Origin of the sequence: Rothia sp. HMSC065D02, assembly GCF_001815285.1 — a bacterium.
In the GTDB taxonomy this organism is placed as follows: Bacteria; Actinomycetota; Actinomycetes; order Actinomycetales; family Micrococcaceae; genus Rothia; species Rothia dentocariosa.
In genome coordinates, this window is sequence record NZ_KV820092.1 from 469757 (window position 1) to 492073 (window position 22317).

The following is a 22317-nucleotide window of genomic DNA, read 5'->3' on the forward strand; positions in this document are numbered from 1 at the left end:
GGCGTACAGAGTTTATCTGCTCTGTGCGCCATTGCGCTGTGTTGAGCTTGAAAGGCTTTACGTTACGAACCTCAGTTCATCGTTTTACAGTGCAACATGCTAAGTTAGAAAACGTAAGAACGCTGATTTATATACATATATCGCTTGATGGGAGACCCCATGCCGATTACGCCGCTAACCGATGAGGTGCGTGCATCAGCACGTGAAAAGGCGTTGCTTGCCCGTACTCGCCGCCAGGAAGTTAAGCAGGCACTTTCTACCCGTGAGCTGTCGGTACGTCAGGTACTCGATCTGGTCGATGATGACCAAGCTCTTGCAAAGATGCCTGTTGATCAAATGCTCCGTGCCCTTCCGGGAATTGGTGCTGTGCGTGCCGAGAAAATTATGGAAGAGTTGCAAATCGCGCCGACCCGCCGTTTGGGCGGTCTTGGTGTGCATCAACGCCGTAAAATGGTGGAGTATTTTAACCGCAATGTTCGGCATACACGCCGCCGTAGTGGTCGATAGTTCTTGCCGCCGAATAAAATAGCATTATTACATCACACCGTAGGAAGAACCCGATGACTGCTCAACCTAGACTTACCGTTCTGGCTGGTCCCACTGCCGTGGGTAAGGGAACCGTCTGCCAGTATATTCGTGAGCACTATCCGAACGTCTGGTTTTCCGTTTCGGCAACTACTCGTGACCCTCGTCCCGGCGAAGAAGAGGGGGTGCACTACTATTTTGTCTCGCATGAGGAATTCGATCAGATGATCGCTGACGGACAGATGCTTGAGTATGCGGTAGTGCACGGTAAGAATAAATACGGTACTCCGCGTGCTAAGGTTCAGGAAGCTCTAAATGCTGGTCGCCCAGTAATCCTTGAGATTGATCTTCAAGGGGCTCGGCAGATTCGGGAGTCTATGCCGGAGGCACAGCTGATTTTCTTGGCACCGCCCAGCTGGGATGAGCTTGTGTCTCGACTGGTGGGGCGCGGTACTGAATCAGAGCAGGAACAGCAGCGGCGTCTTGAGACCGCCAAAATCGAGCTTGAGGCTGAAAGCGAGTTCGACGTAACCGTGATCAATGATTCGGTAGAGCGCGCGGCGCAGGAGATTGCGCACATCGTGGGTGCTGAATCTGCTGAAGCATAGGGTACGTATTTTGACGGCGTGCCGGGTATTACTGTGCTTTCTCGTTAGGGTACGTGATTTTTACCGAGTTTAGCGGTAGAATATTGCTTTAGTTTTGGCTGAGTTCGTGTACATGAATGTCAGCAGTGTACAAAGACAACATATTGGAGTTTCTGTGGTAAACGAAATCAAAGAGCACGAAGACTACAACTTCGTTGATGGCGTAGCTCCCGAGGGGATTGTGAACCCCAGCGCGGATGCGCTGATTCAGAAGGCTGAGTCTAAGTACGGGCTGGTGATTTTCGGTGCTCGTCGTGCTCGCCAGATTAACGCTTATTACGCGAATCTGCAGGAGAGTGCGGGCGACCACGTTGGTCCTCTGGTTGAGTCTGAGGCTAATGACAAGGCTCTTTCGGTTGCAATGCGTGAAATTATGGCAGATCAAATTGTTGCCGATCACGTGCCGGATGGGCACTTCAACGAAGATGGTTACCTGGTTCCTGAGGAATTCGCATCCTTGGGTCTGGGCGACGCCGATTTCGGCGCTATTGAGGAGGAGTACATTCCTGCCGGTACCGAAGAGGTTATTGCTCTTGAAGAGGTTGTTATTGACGACTCCGCTGAGTAAGGAACGTTTGTAAATACCATGCGCATTATCGTTGGTATTGGAGGGGGCATTGCCGCGTATAAAGCGGTAATGCTCCTTCGTCTTTTCGCAAAAGATGGGCATGAAGTTATTGCCATGCCCACCGAAGCTGCCCTGGAGTTTGTGGGTAAAGCTACCTTCGAGGCCCTGAGCGGCAACCCGGTTTCCACGAGCGTTTTTGAGCGTGTTCCTGAGGTTAACCATGTTCGCCAGGCCGAGCTAGCGGATGCGATTGTTATAGCACCGGCGACCGCCGATTTGATGTCTCGGTTGGCAGCGGGGCGCTGCGATGATTTGCTCTCTGCTACGGTACTGACTACTCACGCTCCGGTGATTATGGCTCCCGCTATGCATACTCAGATGTGGGAGCATCCGGCAACGCAAACAAATGTGCAGACTTTACGCGAACTTGGGTATCACGTGATTGAACCGGCGGTTGGGCGTCTAACGGGTCCCGATTCGGGTGTGGGCCGTATGCCGGAGCCGGAAGATATTTTTGAGGCGGCGCAGCGCGTAATTGCCGAGTTCCCGGAGGGGGAGCAGCATCCTTCGCAGATTCCGGGATATACGCCCACACGTCCGGTTCACACTGGCTCGGCGGAAGAGCCTAGCAGCTCATTTGCATTAGGTGTTGAGCCCGGGTCTGGAATTTTGGCGGGGAAACGCATCGTGATTACAGCTGGAGGCACCCGTGAGGCCTTGGATCCGGTGCGTTTTTTGGGTAACCGCTCAACAGGTAAACAGGGTGTAGCTTTGGCACAAGCTGCGCGTAATCTGGGGGCATCGGTACATCTAATCGGCGCTAATCTTGAAGTCCCCGCGACTGAGGGAGTACAGGTAACCCGAGTGGTGAGCGCCCGTGAACTACACGATGCCGTGCTGGAAGCTCAGAACAACGCCGATATGCTTATTATGTCAGCAGCGGTTGCAGATTTTCGGCCTGCCGAATACGCCGAGTTCAAGATTAAGAAGACCGCAGATTCTTCGGACGCTCCCACGATTCAGCTGGTACGCAACCCGGATATTCTGCGTGAAGTTGTGGATCTTCGACAGAAGACAGGTGCCGGTGCGCACTTGATTGTAGGTTTTGCCGCAGAGACTGGGTCAGCTGAGCGAACCCCGCTTGAGCTTGGGCGCGAGAAGCTGGCGCGTAAGGGCTGCGATTTTCTGGCTCTCAACACGGTGGGCGTAAATCAGGGTTTCGGAACCGATGAGAATACGATTACGTTGCTCTCTTCGTTCACAGATCGGGAACCTGTTTTTTCAGGCTCTAAACAAGTCGTTTCCGATCAGATATTGCGCACTCTTGCACAGTATGTAAAGCCCTGAAGAAAACATAAATACGCCTAAGGTGCAGCCGATTAAGTTTATGACTGCCTCCCTCCGAACCCGTGTAACGTTCTGTCATAATTGATACACGAGTTCACATCCTTGGGTACTGTATCCCGCGTGCCCCAAACCTAGTAGAGTAGAAACCGTGAGTAATAACCATCTACGCCTTTTCACCAGCGAGTCGGTGACTGAAGGGCATCCCGATAAAATTTGTGACCAGATTTCTGATGCGATTCTTGACGGCATTATCGCGCAGGATTCCACCGCGAACGTTGCTGTAGAAACAATGGTGACAACCGGCCAGGTTCATGTTGCTGGCGAGGTGACAACCTCAAGCTATGTTGAGATTCCATCGATTGTTCGTGAAACTATTCTAGGTATTGGCTACGATTCATCGACCCGCGGTTTCGATGGTGAATTCTGCGGTGTATCGGTATCAATTGGCGAGCAGTCACCCGATATTAATGCTGGTGTGTATGAGTCTTTAGAGGCTCGCAGCGGTATCGCGGTTGATGATTATGACCGCCAGGGCGCGGGCGACCAGGGCATTATGTTTGGGTACGCTTCGAACGAGACGAACGTATTGATGCCCGCACCGATTTGGCTGGCGCATCGTCTCTCAGAGCGTCTGACGAATGTTCGTAAAAACGGTACGCTGGTGAACTTGCGCCCGGACGGCAAAACTCAGGTTACTTTGGGGTATGATGCCGATAATAAGCCTGTTTCGGTTGATACCGTGGTGGTTTCTAGCCAGCACACCGCCGATTACGATTTAGCGGATTTGCGTGCGGATATTATCAAGCACGTGATTACTCCGGTGCTGGATGCCGCCGAGTTTGATAGCTCGAACACGAAGTTTATTGTGAACCCTGCCGGTCGTTTTGTGCAGGGCGGTCCCGTGGGCGATGCCGGTTTGACCGGTCGCAAGATTATTGTTGATACCTATGGCGGTTCAGCCCGTCACGGCGGCGGCGCGTTCTCGGGCAAAGATCCCTCGAAGGTTGATCGTTCTGCGGCATACGCCATGCGTTGGGTCGCCAAGAATATTGTGGGCGCTGGTCTTGCTGACCGTGCCGAGGTTCAGGTCGCTTACGCTATTGGGCAGGCGGCACCTGTGGGCCTGTACGTCGAGACTTTTGGAACCGAAAAGGTTGATCCCCTCAAGATTGAGAAGGCCGTGCGTGAGGTCTTTGACCTGCGCCCGTTGGCTATTATCAATGACCTTGATTTGCGCCGACCCATCTATAAAAAGACCGCGGCTCACGGTCATTTTGGCCGCAATGAACCCGAGTTCACGTGGGAGCGTTTGGACCGTGTTGAGGCTCTGCGTTCGGCGGTTTCAGCATCCTAATGCGTGAACCTGCGAGTATGCAGCCCAATGACGCGGATGCTCAGAACCCTACCGATACTTCGTCGATGAACGTTTCGGCTTCTGAGCCCGCTCAGCAGGAATCCCTGCAACAGCCTGATCTGTTGCAGGGATTTCCTGCTCTCCGCGATGCCTTGATTCCTCCCGAGCCTGAGCCTGTTGATGTGCACCGGCAGCTTGCTCAGAGCGGGGTTCCGTACCCGGTGGCGCGGGTTCGGTTAGATAACACCCTGCCGCATCTTGACCGTACCTTTGACTATCAGGTTCCCGCTGAGCTGAGCGAAGACGCGGTTCCCGGCGCCCGTGTGCGTGTGCGGTTCGGCTCGCAGCGGGTTACGGGTTTTATTGCGGAGCGCGCCGAAACAACCGATGTTGCTAAGGGCCTGCAGCCGCTTTTGTCGGTTCTGTCGAGGATTCCTGCGGTTTCTGCCGAGATCTTTGACCTTGCAGAGGCACTTGCCGATCGTTACGCCTCAACCGTGGCGAATGTTTTGCGGCTTGCGGTGACGCCGCGCGTGGCATCTCTTGATAAACAGTACGCGCAGTTTTTGCCCACGTTCTCCGAGCTCATGGGTCTGCCGCAAGGATCTGATGAAACCGCCGATAAGGCGGAAGATCGTGTTTCTGAATCGGTCGCCGAAGATGACTCAGATACCGACCACGAGCCGCAGGAAGAAGCTCCTGAAGAATTACCGGCGGGCGATTCGCCCTCTTTGACCGATGATATTCGCGGTTTCCTCTTGGGTGGTTTCGCGCCCTATCAGCTTCATCCGCCCGTTGCCCAGGTTTCGACGGAAGATTCCCGTGCCTTTAGCGATTATGAGAATGGCGCCGAATTTTTAGAGGATCTGGCGGCTGGGTCTCCTGCGCGTGCTGTCATGAATGTGCTGCCCGCGCATCCTGAGTTCGATTGGGCTGAGCTACTGGCTATTGCCGTGGTGACGGCGGCTGCAAATGGCCGTGGTGCCTTAGCGGTGGCTCCCGATCAGAAGACTCTCGACAGGCTTGAGGACGCGCTGAAACGTTGGGTGCCAGCGGGTGCTTATGTTCGGTTGAGTTCGAGCGATAAACCGCATAGCCGGTATCACGCCTATCTGAAGGCGCGGTTGGGGCTGGTACCTATTGTGATCGGCACTCGTGCGGCTGCTTACGCTCCGGTCGCTAATTTGGGGCTGTTGGTGTGCTGGGATGACGGCGATTCTTCGCTTGTGGAGCGCCGTTCGCCCTATTGTCACGCGCGCGATGTGCTGTTGTTGCGTGCCCAAGCAACGGATGCGGCGGTGCTGTTCGCTGGGTACGCGATGAGCAGCGAATCGGCACGATTGGTACGCACCCGGTGGGCTTCGCATGTGCGGGCACCTCGGGCGATAGTGCACGAGTTTTCGCCGCGCATTTTTTCGACGGGCAACGACTATCAGTTGGCGCGTGACCCGTTGGCGGCTGTGGCACGTATTCCTCGGTTGGCATTTGAGCGTGCGCGTGTGGCTCTGCAGCATGGCCCGGTGCTGGTGCAGGTAGCGCGCAGCGGTTATGTTCCGTCATTTTCGTGCCAGCGGTGCCGCATGCCTGCGCGCTGTAATACGTGCCGGGGGCCGCTCTCGTTGGCGGCGAGTGCTTCGGTGCCGAGTTGTTCTTGGTGCGGGCGTTTGGCACAGCAGTGGCGGTGTGCAGAGTGCGGGTATGATCAGTGGCGTTCGGGTACTGTGGGGGCTTTGCGCACCGCAGAGGAGCTGGGACGTGCTTTCCGGGGGGTTCCGGTAATTTCTTCGGCGGGGGATCATGTGCGTGCTTCGGTGGGTGCCGAACCGGCGCTGGTGGTTGCCACCCCCGGGGCTGAGCCTGTGGCGTTCGGCGGTTATGCGGCGGCCTTGCTTCTGGACGCCGATTCTATGCTGCGTTTTGATTCTTTGCGTGCCCCGGAGGCTGCGTTGAGGCGCTGGTTCAACGCTGCGGCGCTCGTGCGTTCTGCTGCTCAGGGTGGGGTTGTGGTGACGACCGCGTCGCCATCGCCGGTGGAGCAGGCGTTGGTCCGGTGGGATCCCACATGGTTTGCCCTGTACGAGTTGGATGAGCGGTCGCAGATCGGTTTGCCCCCGGCGGTACGCACGGCGGCTATTACGGGTACCGAGGATGATGTTCAGGCGTTCCTTGCAGAGCTGAACCTGCCGGAAGGTGTTCGGGTGACCGGGCCTGTGCCGCTGGACGAAGATTACTTTGCGCACCAATCTGTGCATGCCGGAGTCGAGAGCGGGGGAGAAGGCGATATATCTGAGCCTTCACCCTCAGGGACCGAGGATGCGGTTCCCGGCGACTGGCGCGCTATTCTCTTCTTCTCCTACGCTCAAGCACCGCAGGTCACCCACGAGCTGCGCTCCGTGCGTGCGGCGCTTTCGGCACTCAAGCGTGTCGGAGCGGTTCAGGTTCGTTGTGATGGGTTGGATGTGGTGTAACCGGTAAGTTCTACCCGAGATAGTATTTACTTTACTCTAAAAGTTATAGAAATATTTCATGTACACCAGGATGTTAACTTGACAATCAATTAGAATATCGTAATCTTGTAATCAAGGAAGTATAGCTAGAATTTTCACCTCCATGAAATGGATTTTAACAATGACTGTAGAATCAACTAATTTTATGAATAACCCTAAGGTTTATATTTTCTTAAAGAAATTATTAAGGGCATGTAGTAATCCAATGAATTATCATCCATTAGCACATTCCATAGATATAGATACTATATTTGATACTGAGAGTCTTTCACTCAAAGGTATAAATAAATTACCCCCAGAAAGTAGAGCACTTTTTAGGGGGTTAGCAGGAGAACAACGCCCTTTCTTTCTTAAAGATGCGTATTATTCTACATTTTTTAATATATTAATATCTGAATACAAAGATAACACATTCAAAACTGACGCAGTGGTAAAATTAAAAAAATTATGGAATGATATTGAGGATGAGATAGAGAATAGTACATGGGGTAACATTTATAGTAGATGGATTAATTCCAAGGTATTACATGCATCAGTTTGTGATCTTCAAATAAACTATTTACAGTATTCTAATAAGCAAATACTATCCTGCTCAATATACACAGTTGCAAAAATATCACATGTTTGCATGGAAACTATTGAAATTCTTCGGGAAATGGAGGAACTTAACCATATTTTATCTACAAATAATGTATATTATAGAAATCCAGAACCAAAGTTTAGCTAGAAACAGGGAGTAGTAATTGGGACGCCGCAATAAACAAAAAAATAATAGAGGTAATGGTACATCTAGAAAAAGTAAAAATACTCCTAATGATCCTCGAGTGATAAATCTTTCTAGAATAGATTTATTTGTTGGTAAAATCTACCAGATGTGCGAGAATCCTTTCGTGTATATGTGTGATTTTCCTACTATGGATATTACACATATTCAGGAAAATTATATCAGTTTCCCTCGTAATAACATGTTAAAGAAGGAAGTTTTACTAAATGATTATACTCTGAATGGAAGGGTATTTGATAAACTCCCAGATGAAGAATACATAGTTTCACTTTTGGTGGATTTAAGAGTATTCTTTCGCTCTGAATTAAAATATACCTCAATTGCTAGTTCCATAAAATTTATATGTCAACAACTCCTAAAGGGAGACTTTATACAAACACAAGATTTTAATACGTATATTTCTCTGCTTGATATGTTGGTAAAAACCCTTAATGTATTGTTCCTCCCTGAAGAAAAACGTTCATTGTCGCGCCCTAATTTTGATGATATACATGCTCTTCGCAAAGAACTGCAAAATGAAGTTAAAAAATTACCAGATGATTGTCCCTATAAACTAGATCTAATATTTGCTACTACATGGCATTCTGCCAAATCTTTTGCCACGACAGAAAATGGGATTCATATTGAATCTCTTAGTGATAGTGGTGCTATGGCAACTAAACTAGAGCTAGCGTATTCTTATATGTATCTCGACGTTATACATACTAATATCGATGAACCTATATATATTAGTAAAAATCGTGGTGATATTAATCTGATCGGGGATTCTGACTATCGGTTATACGAAGCTGCGGTGTTTTTTGCAAGTCTATCCTGTGAATGCGTTTTACGTATGCACGCTGTCCTCCAAGAACTTGAAAAGAAATGTGGCGGTTTTGAGGGTATTGTTCATAAATTGGGATTATAAGCTTCCAAACTTAATATAGTTATAGTAGTTTGATTATGTAAAGGCTTATTGAATTCGTCATAACGCTCTATCTCAGCGTTGACTTTACGATCCTAGTAAATTTACATATCGTTCTCCACAACCCTCACCAGCTTCAACGCCGAGTCGCGCCAGGAATAGTGCGAAGCATCTTGTAGTCCTTCGAGGATCACGCGGTCGCGTACTGCATCGTCTTCGAGAGAGCGGATCGCTTCAACCCAGGCGCGGGCATCTGCCTGCGGGTTTTCGGTTACAGGAGCAAAAACGGCGTGCGGGGCGATCTCGCGGAAAATATCGATATCGCTAATCACGGCAGGGCAGCCCGCCGCCTGCGCCTCTACCACAGGCAGGCCGTAGCCCTCAGCTCGTGAAGCCGTCACCAGTGCGTGGGCAGACTCCAGAAGTTCCGCATACTCGTCATCAGAAATCCCGTTGTGCACCACCACGTTCGAGCTTGCTGCCAGGGGAGAGAGTAACCCCTGATCTTCGAGCTCGGCGCGGCGCGCATCCGGCATCTTCGACAGTAAATGCAGCGTGTACCCCGGCAGCTCACGCATGGCGTACAGCAGAGTCTCCACATTCTTATACGGCATGAATGAGCCCATATACACCAGGTGCCTGCTCGCGCCCTCAGCCCGTGACTTTGCACGGCGCAGAGCCTCATCCTCGCTCACCACCGACCCCGGCTGCGGCGCGTTCGGTACCACGTGTAGCGGCTTCTCTGTCAACCGGTGCTCACGAATTAGCCGCGCCGTAGACTCCGAAACCGTCACCACGGCATCTGCCCGGTTCAGCAGCATGCGCTGCGGTGTGTAGCTCTTATGGAACAGCCGCCACCCAGCACGCACTGGTGCAGGTAAAAACCCCGGAGGGGTCGGGTGGTCGTAATAAATCAAGTCGTGCAAAGTCAGCACCAGCTTGAACTTACGCCCCACCGAACCGATCGTCTGCATGGGCGAAAAAACAACATCAGGGTTGTACTTATTGAGCTGAAGAGCCGCAGTCGGTTCTAAGGGTCCGGTCGGTGAACAAATCTTCACATGCGGCAAATCCGGGAGCATCTGCAGCTGGCATTCATCGCTAACCACCATCACCAACTGCAGATCGGCAACTTCGGGAGCACCGGAATCCATCAAATCCTTCAATGCGCCCAGGAGCGAAGCGGTATACCGGCTAATGCCGTCGTGAAAGCCAATACGTGTATAACGGGCGTCAACCATAAGTTTCATAGGATTCTCCTTGGGATTACACCGTAAAATCTTCGTGCGTAAATTCTGCAATCAAACCTGCCGCCAATGTAGGCGTCTCATAATGAATCAAATGCCCAACCTCAGGAATCATCTCAAAACGTTCGCCGGGGGAGTACGGGCGCCCCTCAAGCGCGGCAAACATGGCGCGCGCCGTCTGCGGGGTACCCAAATCATCGTCTTCGGCAACAAGCATCTGCACGGGAACCCGAATCTGCGGGGCAAACTCGGCAGCGGTTGCCGAAATCGAAACCTCATACGCCTGCAAAACACCCTTACGCGAGCCGAAAGATCCAAAATAGGCGGCATGCTGGTTATTGATAAAGCGGCGCATGGCCGGTTCGCGGGTGCGCATCATCAGCTCGCTCGTTACGCGGGTAATCAGCTGCGAACGCAGCAGCGGGTACCCCAACCGTTCGGGAAGCGCCGCGCCCACGCGATAGTAAAACGATGCCGCCCGCGAGGCAATCTTCTGTGACCCTTCGAGTGCGGGCTCGCTAATGGGGTTAATGAGCGTTAGGCGGTCAAGCCCGTGCGGATATTCGGCGGCATAAGCGGCGGTCACGATAGACCCGAACGAGTGCCCTACCACGTGAATATCAGAGCCATCAGGACGGCCAGGGTTTATCTGCCCAATAAGCGCGTGCAGCCATGCGGTATAGCCCTGCAAAGAAACAGTCATAGGCAGGTCTTCTGAACGCCCGAAACCCGGCAGATCGGGGTTGATAATACTAGCTTCAGGTAAAAGCTTCAGAAGCCTGTTCGCAATAATCTCAAGCCCGTGATGATCGCCGCGGAACCCGTGAATCAGTAGGATTTTTGGAGAGCTTTCGGAGGGAAAAACGCCGGTACCCATGCCCGCACCGTACTGCCAATACCGTGTAGTTGCCCCAAGCAGCTCTACTTCAAATCTGGTGCCCGGGATGAGTGCCCCCGGCACACCTTCAAGAACGGTACTAGGTGATGTCACGGCGGGTACCTTTCGTATGTTGCGGGCTCGGTCACTGTAAATCCCTGCGGGAGATTCACGGAGGGCGTGCGTAAACCGGCTTACGCACACAATGAGTTCTCTCAGTGTACGTGGAATTTCTGTGTAGGTGCTGGAGATTCAGATAAAAGTCAAACAATATTCAGAGTTTTTCGTCGTATACGGCTGAAAATGGTTTACACGCGCGAGGGTAATCGGGCGGAAACGAAGGCGAGGCTGGCGGGGCGGTGGGGCATCCACGATATGAAACGGGAACTCGTGAGTTTATGAATACATCAAGAAACCTTTGTGGGTACACGCTAGAATAGGTTGGTTAGCGAAAATCAAACGTCAAAGGAATCGTAGTGTCTGCTGAGGTAGAGACCGAACGCACTGAGAATGCGTATGACTTCCGTACACAGGAAGCGAAATGGCGCCCCTACTGGGAAGAAACGGGTGTCTTCAAGCCAACCGGCAACGCCGCGAAAGGTCGCCGCTATGTGCTAGACATGTTTCCGTACCCCTCAGGTGACCTGCATATGGGCCACGCAGAAGCGTTTGCTATTGGAGACATGAATGCCCGCTACTACAAGCAGTGCGGCTACGATGTTCTGCACCCCATCGGCTGGGATTCCTTCGGTTTGCCCGCAGAAAACGCTGCTATCAAGAACGGTACCCACCCAAAAGAGTGGACCTACAAGAATATTGACACGCAGGCAGAATCTTTCAAACGCTACGCTATCGCCGTGGACTGGGAACGACGCCTGCACACCTCAGACCCCGAATACTATAAGTGGACCCAGTGGCTTTTCGAGCAGTTCTATAAGAAGGGCTTGGCCTACCGCAAAGACTCGATGGTGAACTGGTGCCCCAAAGATCAGACGGTGCTCGCGAACGAACAGGTGGTTAATGGCGCCTGCGAACGATGCGGCACCACGGTTACCAAAAAATCGTTGAATCAGTGGTACTTCAAGATTACTAACTACGCTCAGCAGCTTCTTGACGATATGGAGCAACTTGAGGGCAAATGGCCCGAACGTGTTCTGCTGATGCAGCGGAACTGGATTGGGCGTTCCGAAGGTGCTGAGGTTCGCTTCGAGATTGAGGCTACCGAGGCGCAGCCTGCCGAATCCTTCACGGTTTTCACCACCCGCCCAGATACCCTCTACGGTTCAACCTTTATTGTTGTTGCCGCTGACTCGACCTTTGCCGAGAAGATTGTGGCACCCGAACAGGCACAGGCGCTAGAGGACTACCGCGAGCAGATTAAGGCGCTCAGCGATATTGACCGCCAGTCTTCCGAGCGTGAAAAGACTGGTATGTTTACTGGGCGTTACGCAATCAACCCGCTGAACGGCGCAAAGTTGCCGGTGTGGGCTTCCGATTATGTGCTTGCCGATTATGGTACCGGCGCTATTATGGCGGTGCCTGCGCACGATCAGCGTGACCTTGACTTCGCGAAGAAATTTGACCTGCCGATCGTGACGGTGCTCGACGTCGAGGGCGAGGAAGACCCTGCCGAGTCGGGTATCGCCACTGCAGGCGATGGGGTGCTCATTAACTCCGGTGAGCTAACCGGACTTCCTAAGGCAGAAGCTATTGCGAAGGCTACCGAGCTGGTTGAGGCTGCCGGCACCGGCGAAGGTAAGGTTATTTACCGCCTGCGCGACTGGTTGCTCTCGCGCCAGCGTTTCTGGGGCACGCCTATTCCCGTGATTCACTGTGAGAACTGTGGCGAGGTACTGGTTCCTGAAGAACAGCTGCCGGTTCTGCTCCCAGATAATCTGCGCGGTGAACAGTTAGCTCCCAAGGGACAATCGCCCCTTGCTGCCGCCGATGACTGGGCCATAGTTCCCTGCCCGCAATGCGGTAAGAGCGCTCGCCGCGATTCCGACACTATGGATACCTTCGTGGATTCTTCCTGGTACTTCCTGCGCTATGTTTCACCCCGTTACGCCGAAGGCCCCTTCGACCCGCAGGCGATCAGGGAATGGGGCGCGGTCGATATGTACGTGGGCGGTGTGGAACATGCGATTCTGCACCTGTTGTATGCGCGTTTCTTCACGAAAGTTATTCGTGATTTGGGACTGATTGAGCATAGTGAACCGTTCAAGGCTCTCATGAATCAGGGTCAGGTTCTCAACGGCAGTAAGGCCATGTCGAAATCGCTGGGCAATGGTGTAAACCTGGGTGAGCAGCTTGATAAGTTCGGTGTGGATGCAGTGCGCACTACCATGATTTTCGCTTCGCCACCCGAAGATGATGTGGACTGGGCGGATGTTTCGCCCGCCGGTTCGCAGAAGTTCTTGGCGCGCGCATGGCGTATTGCTCAAGACGTTACCTCCGAACCTGGTGTGGATGCGGCATCCGGCGATGCGAACCTGCACAAGCTGGTGGCGCGTACCGTACACGATGTGAAACAGCTTCTTGACACTGGTAAGTTCAACGTGGTGGTCGCCAAGACTATGGAGCTGGTGAATGCTACCCGTAAAGCTATCGATTCGGGCCCTGGGGGAGCAGACCCCGCGGTGCGCGAAGCCGCCGAAACTATTGCGATCTTATTGTCACTCTACGCGCCGTACACCGCCGAGGACATGTGGCACGCGCTGGGATACGATAACCCGGTGCTGACCGCAGGTTTCCCGCAGGTAGATGAATCCCTACTCGTGGATGATACCGTCACCGCAATCGTACAGATCAAGGGCAAAGTTAAGGCGCGCCTTGAGGTATCAAAGGATATTTCTGAAGCTGAGCTTGAAAAACAAGCCCTGGAGGACGAGACTATCGCGAAGCTGGTGGAAGGCTCCGAAATCCGTAAGGTGATTGTGCGAGTCCCCAAACTGGTGAATATCGTCATCTAGAGTTTTCAGAACGTTGATGCGGTGCCGCCGGAAGAAAACTTTTCGGGTTTTGCTTCCGGCGGCACCATTCTTTTTAGCTATGATGAGAAAGTCGGTTATTGCAAATTGCCGTATTTTTAAGATTCAGGAGGGTGCCTTATGGGACGCATCGCTGTTGTGACAGACTCAGCCGCTGCTATTGCTCCTGAAATTCTTAAGGAGCGTCAAGAACGCGGTGGGTTTGCTGTGGTACCCATGCCGGTATCCGTTCAAGAGACGCCCGCACGCGCAGGCATCAGGGGCACACGAACCGAGACGAATACCCGCGATTTAACCGGTCTTAGCCTCGAGGAAATTGACGAAGCCATTTTAATGGCGCATGTCCTCGGAAATACGGTCCATACCTCCGGCCCTGCCCCCGGTGTCTTTGCCGATACCTACGATGCCCTCGTTGATGAAGGGTACGAGCATATTCTGTCGATACACCTCTCGGGAGAGCTCTCTGGAACCGTTGAGTCAGCGCGAGTGGGTGCGCAGCTTTCTAAAGCGCGAGTGACCGTACTTGATTCCCGTACCGTCGCCGGAGCCTATGGGCATGCGGCGCTGCATGCCCATGATGTAGCCGATATTTGCGATAGTCCTGAGGAACTTGCCGAAGTAGTTACCGGTATATGCGCCGAGACCGACATTTATTTCTACATTCCTACTCTCGATGCGCTTCGCCGCGGGGGTCGTGTCTCGCCCGCGTTGGCGATGGTCGGGCAGATGTTCCAGATCAAGCCTATCGGCACGGTCGCGGATGGAAAACTGACCTATGTTGAGCGCCCCCGTACCGCAACGCGCGCGAAAGAACGCCTCACGCAGATTATTCGTGACGTTTGTACTAAGCACCAATCGGTAAAAAAGCATCCTGCAGCTGCGGCTGCGCAGCACGGCGTGCGGCCAACCGGTCATGTGGTGGCGCTTCACCATATGGGTAACTTTGCGGAGGCTAAAGCCTTGCAAGATTCGTTGGGAGCCTTCGCTTCGGATGCGGTTCTTAGCTCTCTCCCGCCCGTATTGGCGGCGCATTCCGGACTGGGTGCACTTGCCGCTGTCATCTATTAGCCATGCGATGTGAGAATGTCATTTTTCTTTGTGTAGCCGCTAAAATTACCCGATTCACCCGCAAAAATTGGCGCAATCCCTGTGGATAGCCGGTTTTTATGTCCCGCTCGGATAGTTATCCACAGAATATAGGAACCGCCCGGCAGGGGCATAAGCACGCGGCTAGGCTTGCACTATGACCCGCGATAACGCCCACCAAGCATTTCACCCACTAAGCTCTTCTATGCAGACGCTACCCGAAAGAGCTGAGACGTCGGTACCAGCACAGGAAGCTCAGACAGAGAAGCAAAGCCCCTATGGGATCTGGGATGACGAGCCCACAGAACGCCTTATGCCGCATGATGATTTTGCGGAAGGGTCTGCTTCTTCTGCCTCGGTGGGGAAGAGCCCTCGAAGACTCTACTCAGATTCTTACGAACAAACCGTGTATGAGCAGCATGAGTCGGCATCTGAACAGCTTTTAAGACGAGCTAGACAACGCGCCACTCATAGCACCGAACCAGACGATTTGGCGGAAAGCTACTACGAGGGCACACAGCAGCAGATCTCCGCGGTAAAACCTGCGCACAACCCTGCCAATGAACAGCGCGGCGAGCGCACTACTCACGTTATTGCACAGCGTGAGAATATGCCCGAAGAGCTCATTCAGGATGAATGGGACGAATGGGAAACACCAGCGAAAACCCGTGCTTTTCGGTGGAAGGTTCCGCCCTATGCCGTCTTCGTTTTAGCCTTGGGCGTTCTAGGAATTATTCTCTGGGGGTTGCTAGGATTTACACCCACTCCGCAAGCAAACGAAGAGTCTACCAGTAGCGCCCAGGTGGCGGCGCCAGGGGCTAGCTCATCCGTAATTCCGAGTGCCACCCCTTCGGATTCATCTGCGCAGAATAAAATTCCGAATAAGAATGGCACTATTCGAGTGCATATAGCTGGAGCAGTCAAAACTCCTGGCGTGCAAACGCTCCCTGCTGATGCCCGCGCCATTGATGCCCTTGAAGCCGCAGGAGGCGCAACCCCGGATGCCGACCTCAACCGGGTAAACCTCGCGGGCAGCCTTAGCGACGGCACACAGCTTTATATCCCTAAGACAGGGGAGACCGCTGCACCGGTACTTGCCGCACCAGCCGGAGGAAACAGTGCTTCACCCAACGGTTCTCCGGGAGCCGCGCAAAATCCTGCGGCACCGAAATCTTCTGCGGGCACTGGGCAGCAGGGCGCACCGGGTTCTCCTATCAACCTGAATACTGCGACTGCTGAGCAGCTGCAGACTTTGCCGCGCATTGGTCCTTCTCTAGCCGCCCGCATTATTTCTTGGCGTGATGCTCACGGAGGCTTCAAAAGTGTTGATGAGCTGGATGCAGTACCTGGCATCGGTCCCTCTCTCATGAGTTCGTTGCGCCCGCTCGTCACAGTCTAAATCCGTTAGCGTCAAACAATATAGGTAATGAGCCGCATCATGAGTTTTCTGCACATTCCGCCTAAGCTCAAACCATATCTCACCCGAAATTTCGCCCGTACCGAGTGGATGCGCTATCGCCGCGACCATAACCACGAATGGTTTCGCGCTGTTAGTGCCATTATTCACCTTGATATACGGCTTATAGTCTCGGCGGTCGTACTCTGGATTTTCACGCTGGCCGCCATGTATCACGGTACTTTTCAGCCCTATAAATACTGCGTTTTAGTGGCTATTAGCCTGCTTGGAATAATCACCATAACGCTTAATACCTTCTATGGACGCAAAATCGCCCATATTCTTTGTCCTATCCTCGGGCAGTTCATGTTCATTATGCTCTTGGTGACTCTGCAAGCTGTCCTGCTCATGCTGACCGGAACGGATTCCAGCCGCACGACCCTAAGAGATGCTGAAGGAACCTCGTTACGTATAACCGGAGTCATCAGGGAAATACGCCCTCTTGACTCGCATACGAATATGATCATTCTCAGCACCGACACGGCTCAATACCGTAGTCTTCGAGCACCAATTCATGAAGATATTCGTATTTACAGCAACACACAAAAACAGCAGCTTAACCCCGGAACCCGGGTTAACGCGCTCGGAACCCTTGAAAATAAAGGCACCACCGCATTCCTCAAAGGTGCAAGCATATTCCCTCAACCGAACCAAAATCTTGAGCACACACGCGCCCTAAACACTAGGATGCGCGATTATGCCCGCCGACACCTCGATGCCGAAACCACGGCGTTACTTCTAGGTACCGCCTATGGCGATGACTCCGCAATGCCCAACACCAGTAAGGAAAACTATAAGCTTAGCGGGCTCAGTCACCTTACCGCAGTCTCTGGAGCAAATATCGCCATCATTTTCATGGCTGGCTACCGTTTTGGAATTCTCGTGCGCGTTCCACGCCGCCTTATGATCGGAATGGGTATTACCGCCGTCGTTCTCTACTCCACGATTCTCACTTTTGAGGGATCCGTAATCCGCTCTATTCTCATGGGGTCACTAGGAGCTTTGGCGATGCTCCGCGGCACCGGGAGAAATACTCTTAGCGCGCTCGCCACCACTATCGTGTTCTGCCTCATCGCTGCGCCGAAACTCGCCGGTGACCTCGGCTTTATGCTCTCCACCGTGGCTACGGCATCGCTGATAGCGCTCGGACCCTCACTCACGCGTCTCTTGATGCGCGTCCTACCGCACACCCTCGCCGAACTTATAGCAGCTTCCGCCAGCGCCTCGCTCTGGTGTACCCCTGTTATTTTAGGTATCAGCGGCAAAATACCGCTCTATACCATTCCCGCAAATATGCTCGCCGCTCCACTAACCGCGATCACCATGTTTGCTGGTCTTGCCGCGTTCCTGAGCTACAGCATCAACTTCACGGCCATCACGGATATTGCTCTTATTCTCGGTAGAATACCGGTACAGGGCATCGAATACATAGCGAAATATTTTGCACACGCACCCGCAAATCCACTCGATGTAGATGTTACTCTGGCATCTGTAGCTTTTGCTGGAGTTACTGTCTTTGCGGGTAGCCTGCTGATATGGCTCTGGGATTACCGTATTTACAAGCGCGAGCTTCACCTCGATTATGTACGTATACCCGGTACTCAGCATGCAACCAGCACGCGCCGTCAATCACCAACGCACCAAATCGGTCAAAGACACTTCGGTATGATAGAAACAGCAACACACCGAACGAGCAATGAGGTACCGTGACTCCCAGGGGAAGCTCATCACGCGGCAACTACCGCGGCCAACGCGCTAATAAAACGCTTGATAACGCATGGCGCACCGTAGATCCCGCACCGGTCATCATGCTCCACGGTTCCGAAGAGTATTTCGCTTCACGAGCACGTGAACGTCTGCGCACCGCTTTTTATAGCACCTATCCAAATGCAGACCTAGTCACCATCAACGCTTCCACCTACACTGCGGGGGAACTCACTCTCCTCGCGAGCCCGTCGCTCTTCGGGACTGCCAAAATAATAGATGCTGACAACGTCGCCACCATGAGTGAAGACTTCCTTAACGATGTTCTCAGCTACATTGCTGCCCCAGAATCCGACATTATGCTCATTATGCAGCATTCTGGCGGCAATCGCGGCAAAAAACTCATTGATGCCATACGTAAAAACCACGTTCTTATTCCCTGTAAACCGCTCAAAGCCGAGCGCGAAAAAACGGAATTTGTCACCAGTGAATTCCGAGAGGCTAAACGCACTATCGATCCCGGGGCCCTCCGCCTACTCGTAGCCGCTACCAACGACACCGCCGAACTTGCCTCTGCCTGTGCTCAACTTCAAGCAGATATTGCGGGAAATATTACCGAAGAGATCGTGAACCGTTACTATGGCGGGCGAACCGAAGTTACTGCTTTTCGGGTGGGAGACGCCGCCGTTACGGGAAACGCAGCAGAAGCGCTTAGGCTTTTACGACATGCTTTAGCAACGGGAACAGAACCTATCCCTCTGTTGGGGGCACTTGCCATGCGTATTCGCAATATTGCCCGCGTGCATCATGTGCGTGCCAGTGCCCAGGAACTTGCCCGTGAGGTAGGTATGGCTCCGTGGCAGGTTGAACAGGCACAACGCGACGGAAGGCGTTTCACCGGGGAACAGATCGCCCGTATCGTGCAGCTACTTGCTGATGCCGACGCACAGCTCAAGGGGGAGGGACTAGACCCAGTATATGCGGTTGAACGCGCGGTACTTGCCATTGCGTTGCCTCATAACCGCTCATAAATGCATTTTTATTTTGCTCATATATGAGCTAGGGAAAGATTTGCGTCATAAGGCATAATGGACTCCATGCTACAAACACTGAAAAAAGCATTCTTCGCCGTTTTGCCTTCGCTTCGGAAAGCAGCAGAAGATGCTCTGCGCGATAATGCACAACAGTCGCAAGCACAGACCAACCACGATTCTGAACAACCTCAGACATCAAATGCGCCGAAACCAGGCCCCGGTGCTTCTAAGTCTGCGCCCTCTCAACAGCAGAGTTCGCAGGGACAGGGCTCAGACTATCCAGGAGACTATCGCGGGTCTATTGACTTTGAGTATTCTCCCTCATTGGACGGCGATCCAGATCCTGGTGAGATCGTGTGGACTTGGGTTCCTTACGAAGAAGACCATACTCAGGGGAAAGACCGCCCGGTCATCCTTGTAGGGCGTGACGGGGAATACCTGCTTGCCTTCATGATGACCAGCAAAGACCACAACAACCGCGATCATGCAGATTCTAATTATCTAGATATTGGTTCAGGCTCTTGGGATTCCCAGGGTCGGGCTTCCGAGGTCAAACTCAATCGCGTCCTACGGGTGCGTCCTGAGAACATGCGCCGTGAAGGGGCAATTATGCCTCACGAGACTTTCCGCCTTATCGAACAAGCCTACAACCGCCGTTAGTCCGAGATTGTACCTATCTCAAAAGCGCGAAAATCATATATCATCCTTGAAATAAAAGGTATTCTTACAGGCACTTATCTGCTATGATTTGTGGTTGAGTGTCTGGTGGTCATCAGGCACTGCTGGCCGGTTGCCATAGGCATCCCCACGCCGCTCAGTCGATGATCGGTCAGCATAGCCCTCACCGACCAATAAGACAAACAGAAAGTTTAATCGTGGCTAATATCAAGTCCCAGAAAAAGCGCATCCTCACCAACGAGAAGGCTCGTCTGCGTAACAACGCTATTAAATCTGAGCTGAAGACCGCAACCCGCCGGGTTAAGGAAGCTGTTGAGGCACAGAACAAGGAAGCTGCCGAAGAGGCACTGCGTTTTGTGAGCCGCAAGCTGGATAAGGCTGTTTCTAAGGGTGTTCTGCACAAGAAGAACGCTGCTAACAAGAAGTCCGGTCTAGCGCATCTGGTTAACAAACTTTCCTAATGTCAGCCTCTGTATGAGGCGCATTGCGAAGTGATAAGGTTTCCCCGTCGGTTCTCTCCCGGCGGGGAATTCTTTGTGCCCGCCAGCCGTGCCGGTTCGCGCTTCCAGCGTGCATTATGGGAAAATAAAAGATAATTGTGCCAGCTGCCTGATGAACCTCCATGAAAGGAATATGCGAGTGGCTCCTCTGTCGAAAAATCCGCCAATACCGGCGGCTACCGACCCCGCGATTATTCGCAACTTCTGCATTATTGCACATATCGATCACGGAAAATCCACGCTCGCTGACCGTATGCTTCAGGCAACTGGCGTTGTCGCGCCGCGCGATATGAAGGCACAATACCTTGACCGCATGGATATTGAGCGTGAACGAGGCATCACCATTAAATCCCAGGCAGTACGTATGCCATGGGAGATCGACGGTACTTCCTATGCACTCAATATGATTGATACTCCGGGACACGTTGACTTCACCTATGAAGTCTCTCGCTCACTTGCCGCATGCGAAGGCGCTCTGCTTCTTGTTGATGCAGCACAGGGGATTGAAGCCCAAACTCTCGCCAACCTTTACTTAGCGATGGAGAACGATCTTACGATTATTCCCGTCCTGAATAAGATCGACTTGCCCGCCGCTATGCCCGATAAATATGCTGAGGAGCTGGCAAACCTTATTGGTTGCGAACCTGAGGAGGTTCTGCGGGTTTCGGGTAAAACCGGTGAGGGTGTAGAAGCTCTACTGGATCGTATTGTCGAAGGTATACCCGCGCCCGTTGGCCAAGCGAATGCGCCTGCCCGCGCCATGATTTTTGACTCGGTGTACGATTCCTACCGCGGAGTGGTCACCTATGTGCGTGTCGTAGATGGAAAACTTGAACCGCGCCAGAAAATCAAGATGATGTCTACCGGAGCAGAACACGATCTGCTTGAGATTGGGGTAATTTCACCCGACCCCATTCCCTCCAAAGGGCTGAGCGTAGGTGAAGTGGGCTATTTGATCACTGGCGTGAAGGACGTTCGGCAGTCCCGCGTGGGCGATACCGTAACCTCTGCCGTCAAACCTGCTGCAGAATCCCTAGGCGGCTATGAAGACCCGAAACCTATGGTGTTCTCTGGGCTATTTCCTATTGATGGTTCAGATTATCCGGCGTTGCGAGATGCCCTAGACAAGCTCAAGCTCAACGATGCTGCGCTTGTCTACGAACCCGAAACTTCTGCAGCACTCGGGTTTGGTTTCCGGTGTGGCTTCTTAGGCCTGCTGCACCTTGAAATCGTGCGCGAACGCTTGGAACGCGAGTTCAATCTCGACCTTATTTCGACCGCCCCCAACGTTATCTACGATGTTGTGGACGAATCGGGTAATGCAAAGCGCGTGACTAATCCAAGCGAGTTCCCCGAGGGTAAGGTCGCAACCATTCGTGAACCGATGGTGGCATGTACGATTATTGCCCCCAGCGACTATATTGGGGCGATCATGGAGTTGTGCCAGTCGCGCCGCGGGCAAATGGGCGGCATGGACTACCTATCTGAGGATCGCGTTGAGATGCGGTACCGCCTGCCGCTGGCCGAGATTGTCTTTGATTTCTTCGATCAGCTCAAGTCCCGTACTCGTGGGTATGCATCCTTGGACTGGAAGTTCGATGGTGAGGAAGAGGCTGACCTGGTGAAGGTCGATATCCTGCTTCAGGGTGAGAAAGTGGATGCTTTCTCGGCTATTACCCATCGCGACAAGGCCTATTCGTACGGTTTGATGATGACGAGTAAACTCCGTGAGCTAATACCTCGTCAGCAATTTGAGGTTCCTATTCAGGCTGCTATTGGTTCTCGCATCATTGCCCGCGAGAATATCCGCGCTATGCGCAAGGACGTGCTGTCAAAATGCTACGGTGGCGATATTTCGCGTAAGCGCAAGCTGCTGGAAAAGCAGAAGGAAGGCAAGAAGCGCATGAAGATGGTCGGCCGCGTCGAGGTACCGCAAGAGGCATTCATCGCCGCCCTATCTTCGGGCGAAGAGAAAGAGAAGAAAGACAAAAAGAAGTAAATCTTTACCGTCTTTCTTGCGGGTAGAGACCTGACTCCAAGAAAAGAGCGTCTCTACCCATCATTTTTACGCACATGCACTCGGCTAGATTCTCATGAAGGAGGCATCGT

18 protein-coding genes are annotated in these 22317 nt (G+C 52.8%); 16 read left to right on the forward strand and 2 right to left on the reverse strand.

Features of this window, described 5'->3' with window-relative positions:
• Positions 1 to 159 precede the first annotated feature (159 nt).
• The 8 genes from mihF to HMPREF3016_RS09525 all read left to right on the forward strand — a co-directional run bounded on the left by mihF (position 160) and on the right by HMPREF3016_RS09525 (position 8639).
• Positions 160 to 507 carry an integration host factor, actinobacterial type gene (mihF, locus tag HMPREF3016_RS09495; protein WP_037230933.1) on the forward strand — a complete coding sequence of 116 codons (348 nt, stop codon included), beginning with the start codon at positions 160 to 162 and terminating at the stop codon, positions 505 to 507.
• A gap of 53 nt (positions 508 to 560) precedes the next feature.
• Positions 561 to 1133, forward strand: a complete 573-nt coding sequence (gmk, locus tag HMPREF3016_RS09500; RefSeq protein ID WP_070535047.1) for a guanylate kinase — start codon at positions 561 to 563, stop codon at positions 1131 to 1133.
• A gap of 154 nt (positions 1134 to 1287) precedes the next feature.
• On the forward strand, positions 1288 to 1740 hold the full coding sequence (gene rpoZ / locus HMPREF3016_RS09505) for a DNA-directed RNA polymerase subunit omega (RefSeq protein WP_004004717.1): 453 nt from the start codon (positions 1288 to 1290) through the stop codon (positions 1738 to 1740).
• Between the two features lie 18 nt (positions 1741 to 1758).
• Complete coding sequence (locus tag HMPREF3016_RS09510; RefSeq protein WP_070741857.1) at positions 1759 to 3087, forward strand: bifunctional phosphopantothenoylcysteine decarboxylase/phosphopantothenate synthase; 1329 nt, start codon at positions 1759 to 1761, stop codon at positions 3085 to 3087.
• Positions 3088 to 3235: 148 nt separating this feature from the next.
• The gene (gene metK, locus HMPREF3016_RS09515) at positions 3236 to 4441 is read left to right on the forward strand and encodes a methionine adenosyltransferase (RefSeq protein WP_070741860.1); all 1206 of its coding nucleotides are present in this window, start codon (positions 3236 to 3238) and stop codon (positions 4439 to 4441) included.
• A 17-nt stretch (positions 4442 to 4458) separates the two neighbouring features.
• Entirely contained in the window at positions 4459 to 6909 is a 2451-nt protein-coding gene (locus HMPREF3016_RS09520) for a primosomal protein N' (RefSeq protein ID WP_239661855.1), read from the forward strand.
• A gap of 160 nt (positions 6910 to 7069) precedes the next feature.
• Positions 7070 to 7675 (forward strand): hypothetical protein, encoded by a 606-nt coding sequence (locus HMPREF3016_RS11010; RefSeq protein ID WP_141757716.1) that lies wholly within the window; start codon positions 7070 to 7072, stop codon positions 7673 to 7675.
• Between the two features lie 16 nt (positions 7676 to 7691).
• On the forward strand, positions 7692 to 8639 hold the full coding sequence (locus HMPREF3016_RS09525) for a hypothetical protein (protein ID WP_141757717.1): 948 nt from the start codon (positions 7692 to 7694) through the stop codon (positions 8637 to 8639).
• Between the two features lie 101 nt (positions 8640 to 8740).
• Here HMPREF3016_RS09525 and HMPREF3016_RS09530 read toward each other — a convergent pair whose 3' ends face one another.
• Both HMPREF3016_RS09530 and HMPREF3016_RS09535 read right to left on the reverse strand, forming a co-directional pair.
• Positions 8741 to 9886 (reverse strand): glycosyltransferase family 4 protein, encoded by a 1146-nt coding sequence (locus tag HMPREF3016_RS09530; protein ID WP_048752129.1) that lies wholly within the window; start codon positions 9884 to 9886, stop codon positions 8741 to 8743.
• A gap of 16 nt (positions 9887 to 9902) precedes the next feature.
• Positions 9903 to 10874, reverse strand: coding sequence for an alpha/beta fold hydrolase (locus HMPREF3016_RS09535; RefSeq protein WP_065423685.1), 972 nt, complete (start codon positions 10872 to 10874; stop codon positions 9903 to 9905).
• Between the two features lie 362 nt (positions 10875 to 11236).
• On the opposite strand from HMPREF3016_RS09535, the gene leuS reads away from it, so the two are divergent.
• The 8 genes from leuS (at position 11237) to lepA (ending at position 22207) form a co-directional block, all read left to right on the forward strand.
• On the forward strand, positions 11237 to 13732 hold the full coding sequence (gene leuS, locus HMPREF3016_RS09540) for a leucine--tRNA ligase (protein WP_070741863.1): 2496 nt from the start codon (positions 11237 to 11239) through the stop codon (positions 13730 to 13732).
• Between the two features lie 138 nt (positions 13733 to 13870).
• Positions 13871 to 14818, forward strand: coding sequence for a DegV family protein (locus HMPREF3016_RS09545; protein ID WP_070741866.1), 948 nt, complete (start codon positions 13871 to 13873; stop codon positions 14816 to 14818).
• 175 nt (positions 14819 to 14993) lie between these two features.
• A complete protein-coding gene (locus tag HMPREF3016_RS09550; protein WP_070450301.1) occupies positions 14994 to 16235 on the forward strand; it encodes a ComEA family DNA-binding protein in 1242 nt (413 codons plus the stop codon).
• A 39-nt stretch (positions 16236 to 16274) separates the two neighbouring features.
• Positions 16275 to 18002, forward strand: coding sequence for a ComEC/Rec2 family competence protein (locus tag HMPREF3016_RS09555; protein ID WP_246822649.1), 1728 nt, complete (start codon positions 16275 to 16277; stop codon positions 18000 to 18002).
• Positions 17999 to 19027: a DNA polymerase III subunit delta gene (gene holA, locus HMPREF3016_RS09560; RefSeq protein ID WP_070450299.1), complete on the forward strand. Its 1029-nt coding sequence runs from the start codon at positions 17999 to 18001 to the stop codon at positions 19025 to 19027. Before HMPREF3016_RS09555 ends, holA begins: the two co-directional genes overlap by 4 nt.
• 66 nt (positions 19028 to 19093) lie before the next feature.
• Positions 19094 to 19690: a type II toxin-antitoxin system PemK/MazF family toxin gene (locus HMPREF3016_RS09565; protein ID WP_048752282.1), complete on the forward strand. Its 597-nt coding sequence runs from the start codon at positions 19094 to 19096 to the stop codon at positions 19688 to 19690.
• 215 nt (positions 19691 to 19905) lie between these two features.
• On the forward strand, positions 19906 to 20169 hold the full coding sequence (gene rpsT / locus HMPREF3016_RS09570) for a 30S ribosomal protein S20 (RefSeq protein WP_004004703.1): 264 nt from the start codon (positions 19906 to 19908) through the stop codon (positions 20167 to 20169).
• 178 nt (positions 20170 to 20347) lie between these two features.
• Positions 20348 to 22207 carry a translation elongation factor 4 gene (gene lepA / locus HMPREF3016_RS09575; protein ID WP_070450296.1) on the forward strand — a complete coding sequence of 620 codons (1860 nt, stop codon included), beginning with the start codon at positions 20348 to 20350 and terminating at the stop codon, positions 22205 to 22207.
• The last annotated feature ends 110 nt before the right edge of the window (positions 22208 to 22317 follow it).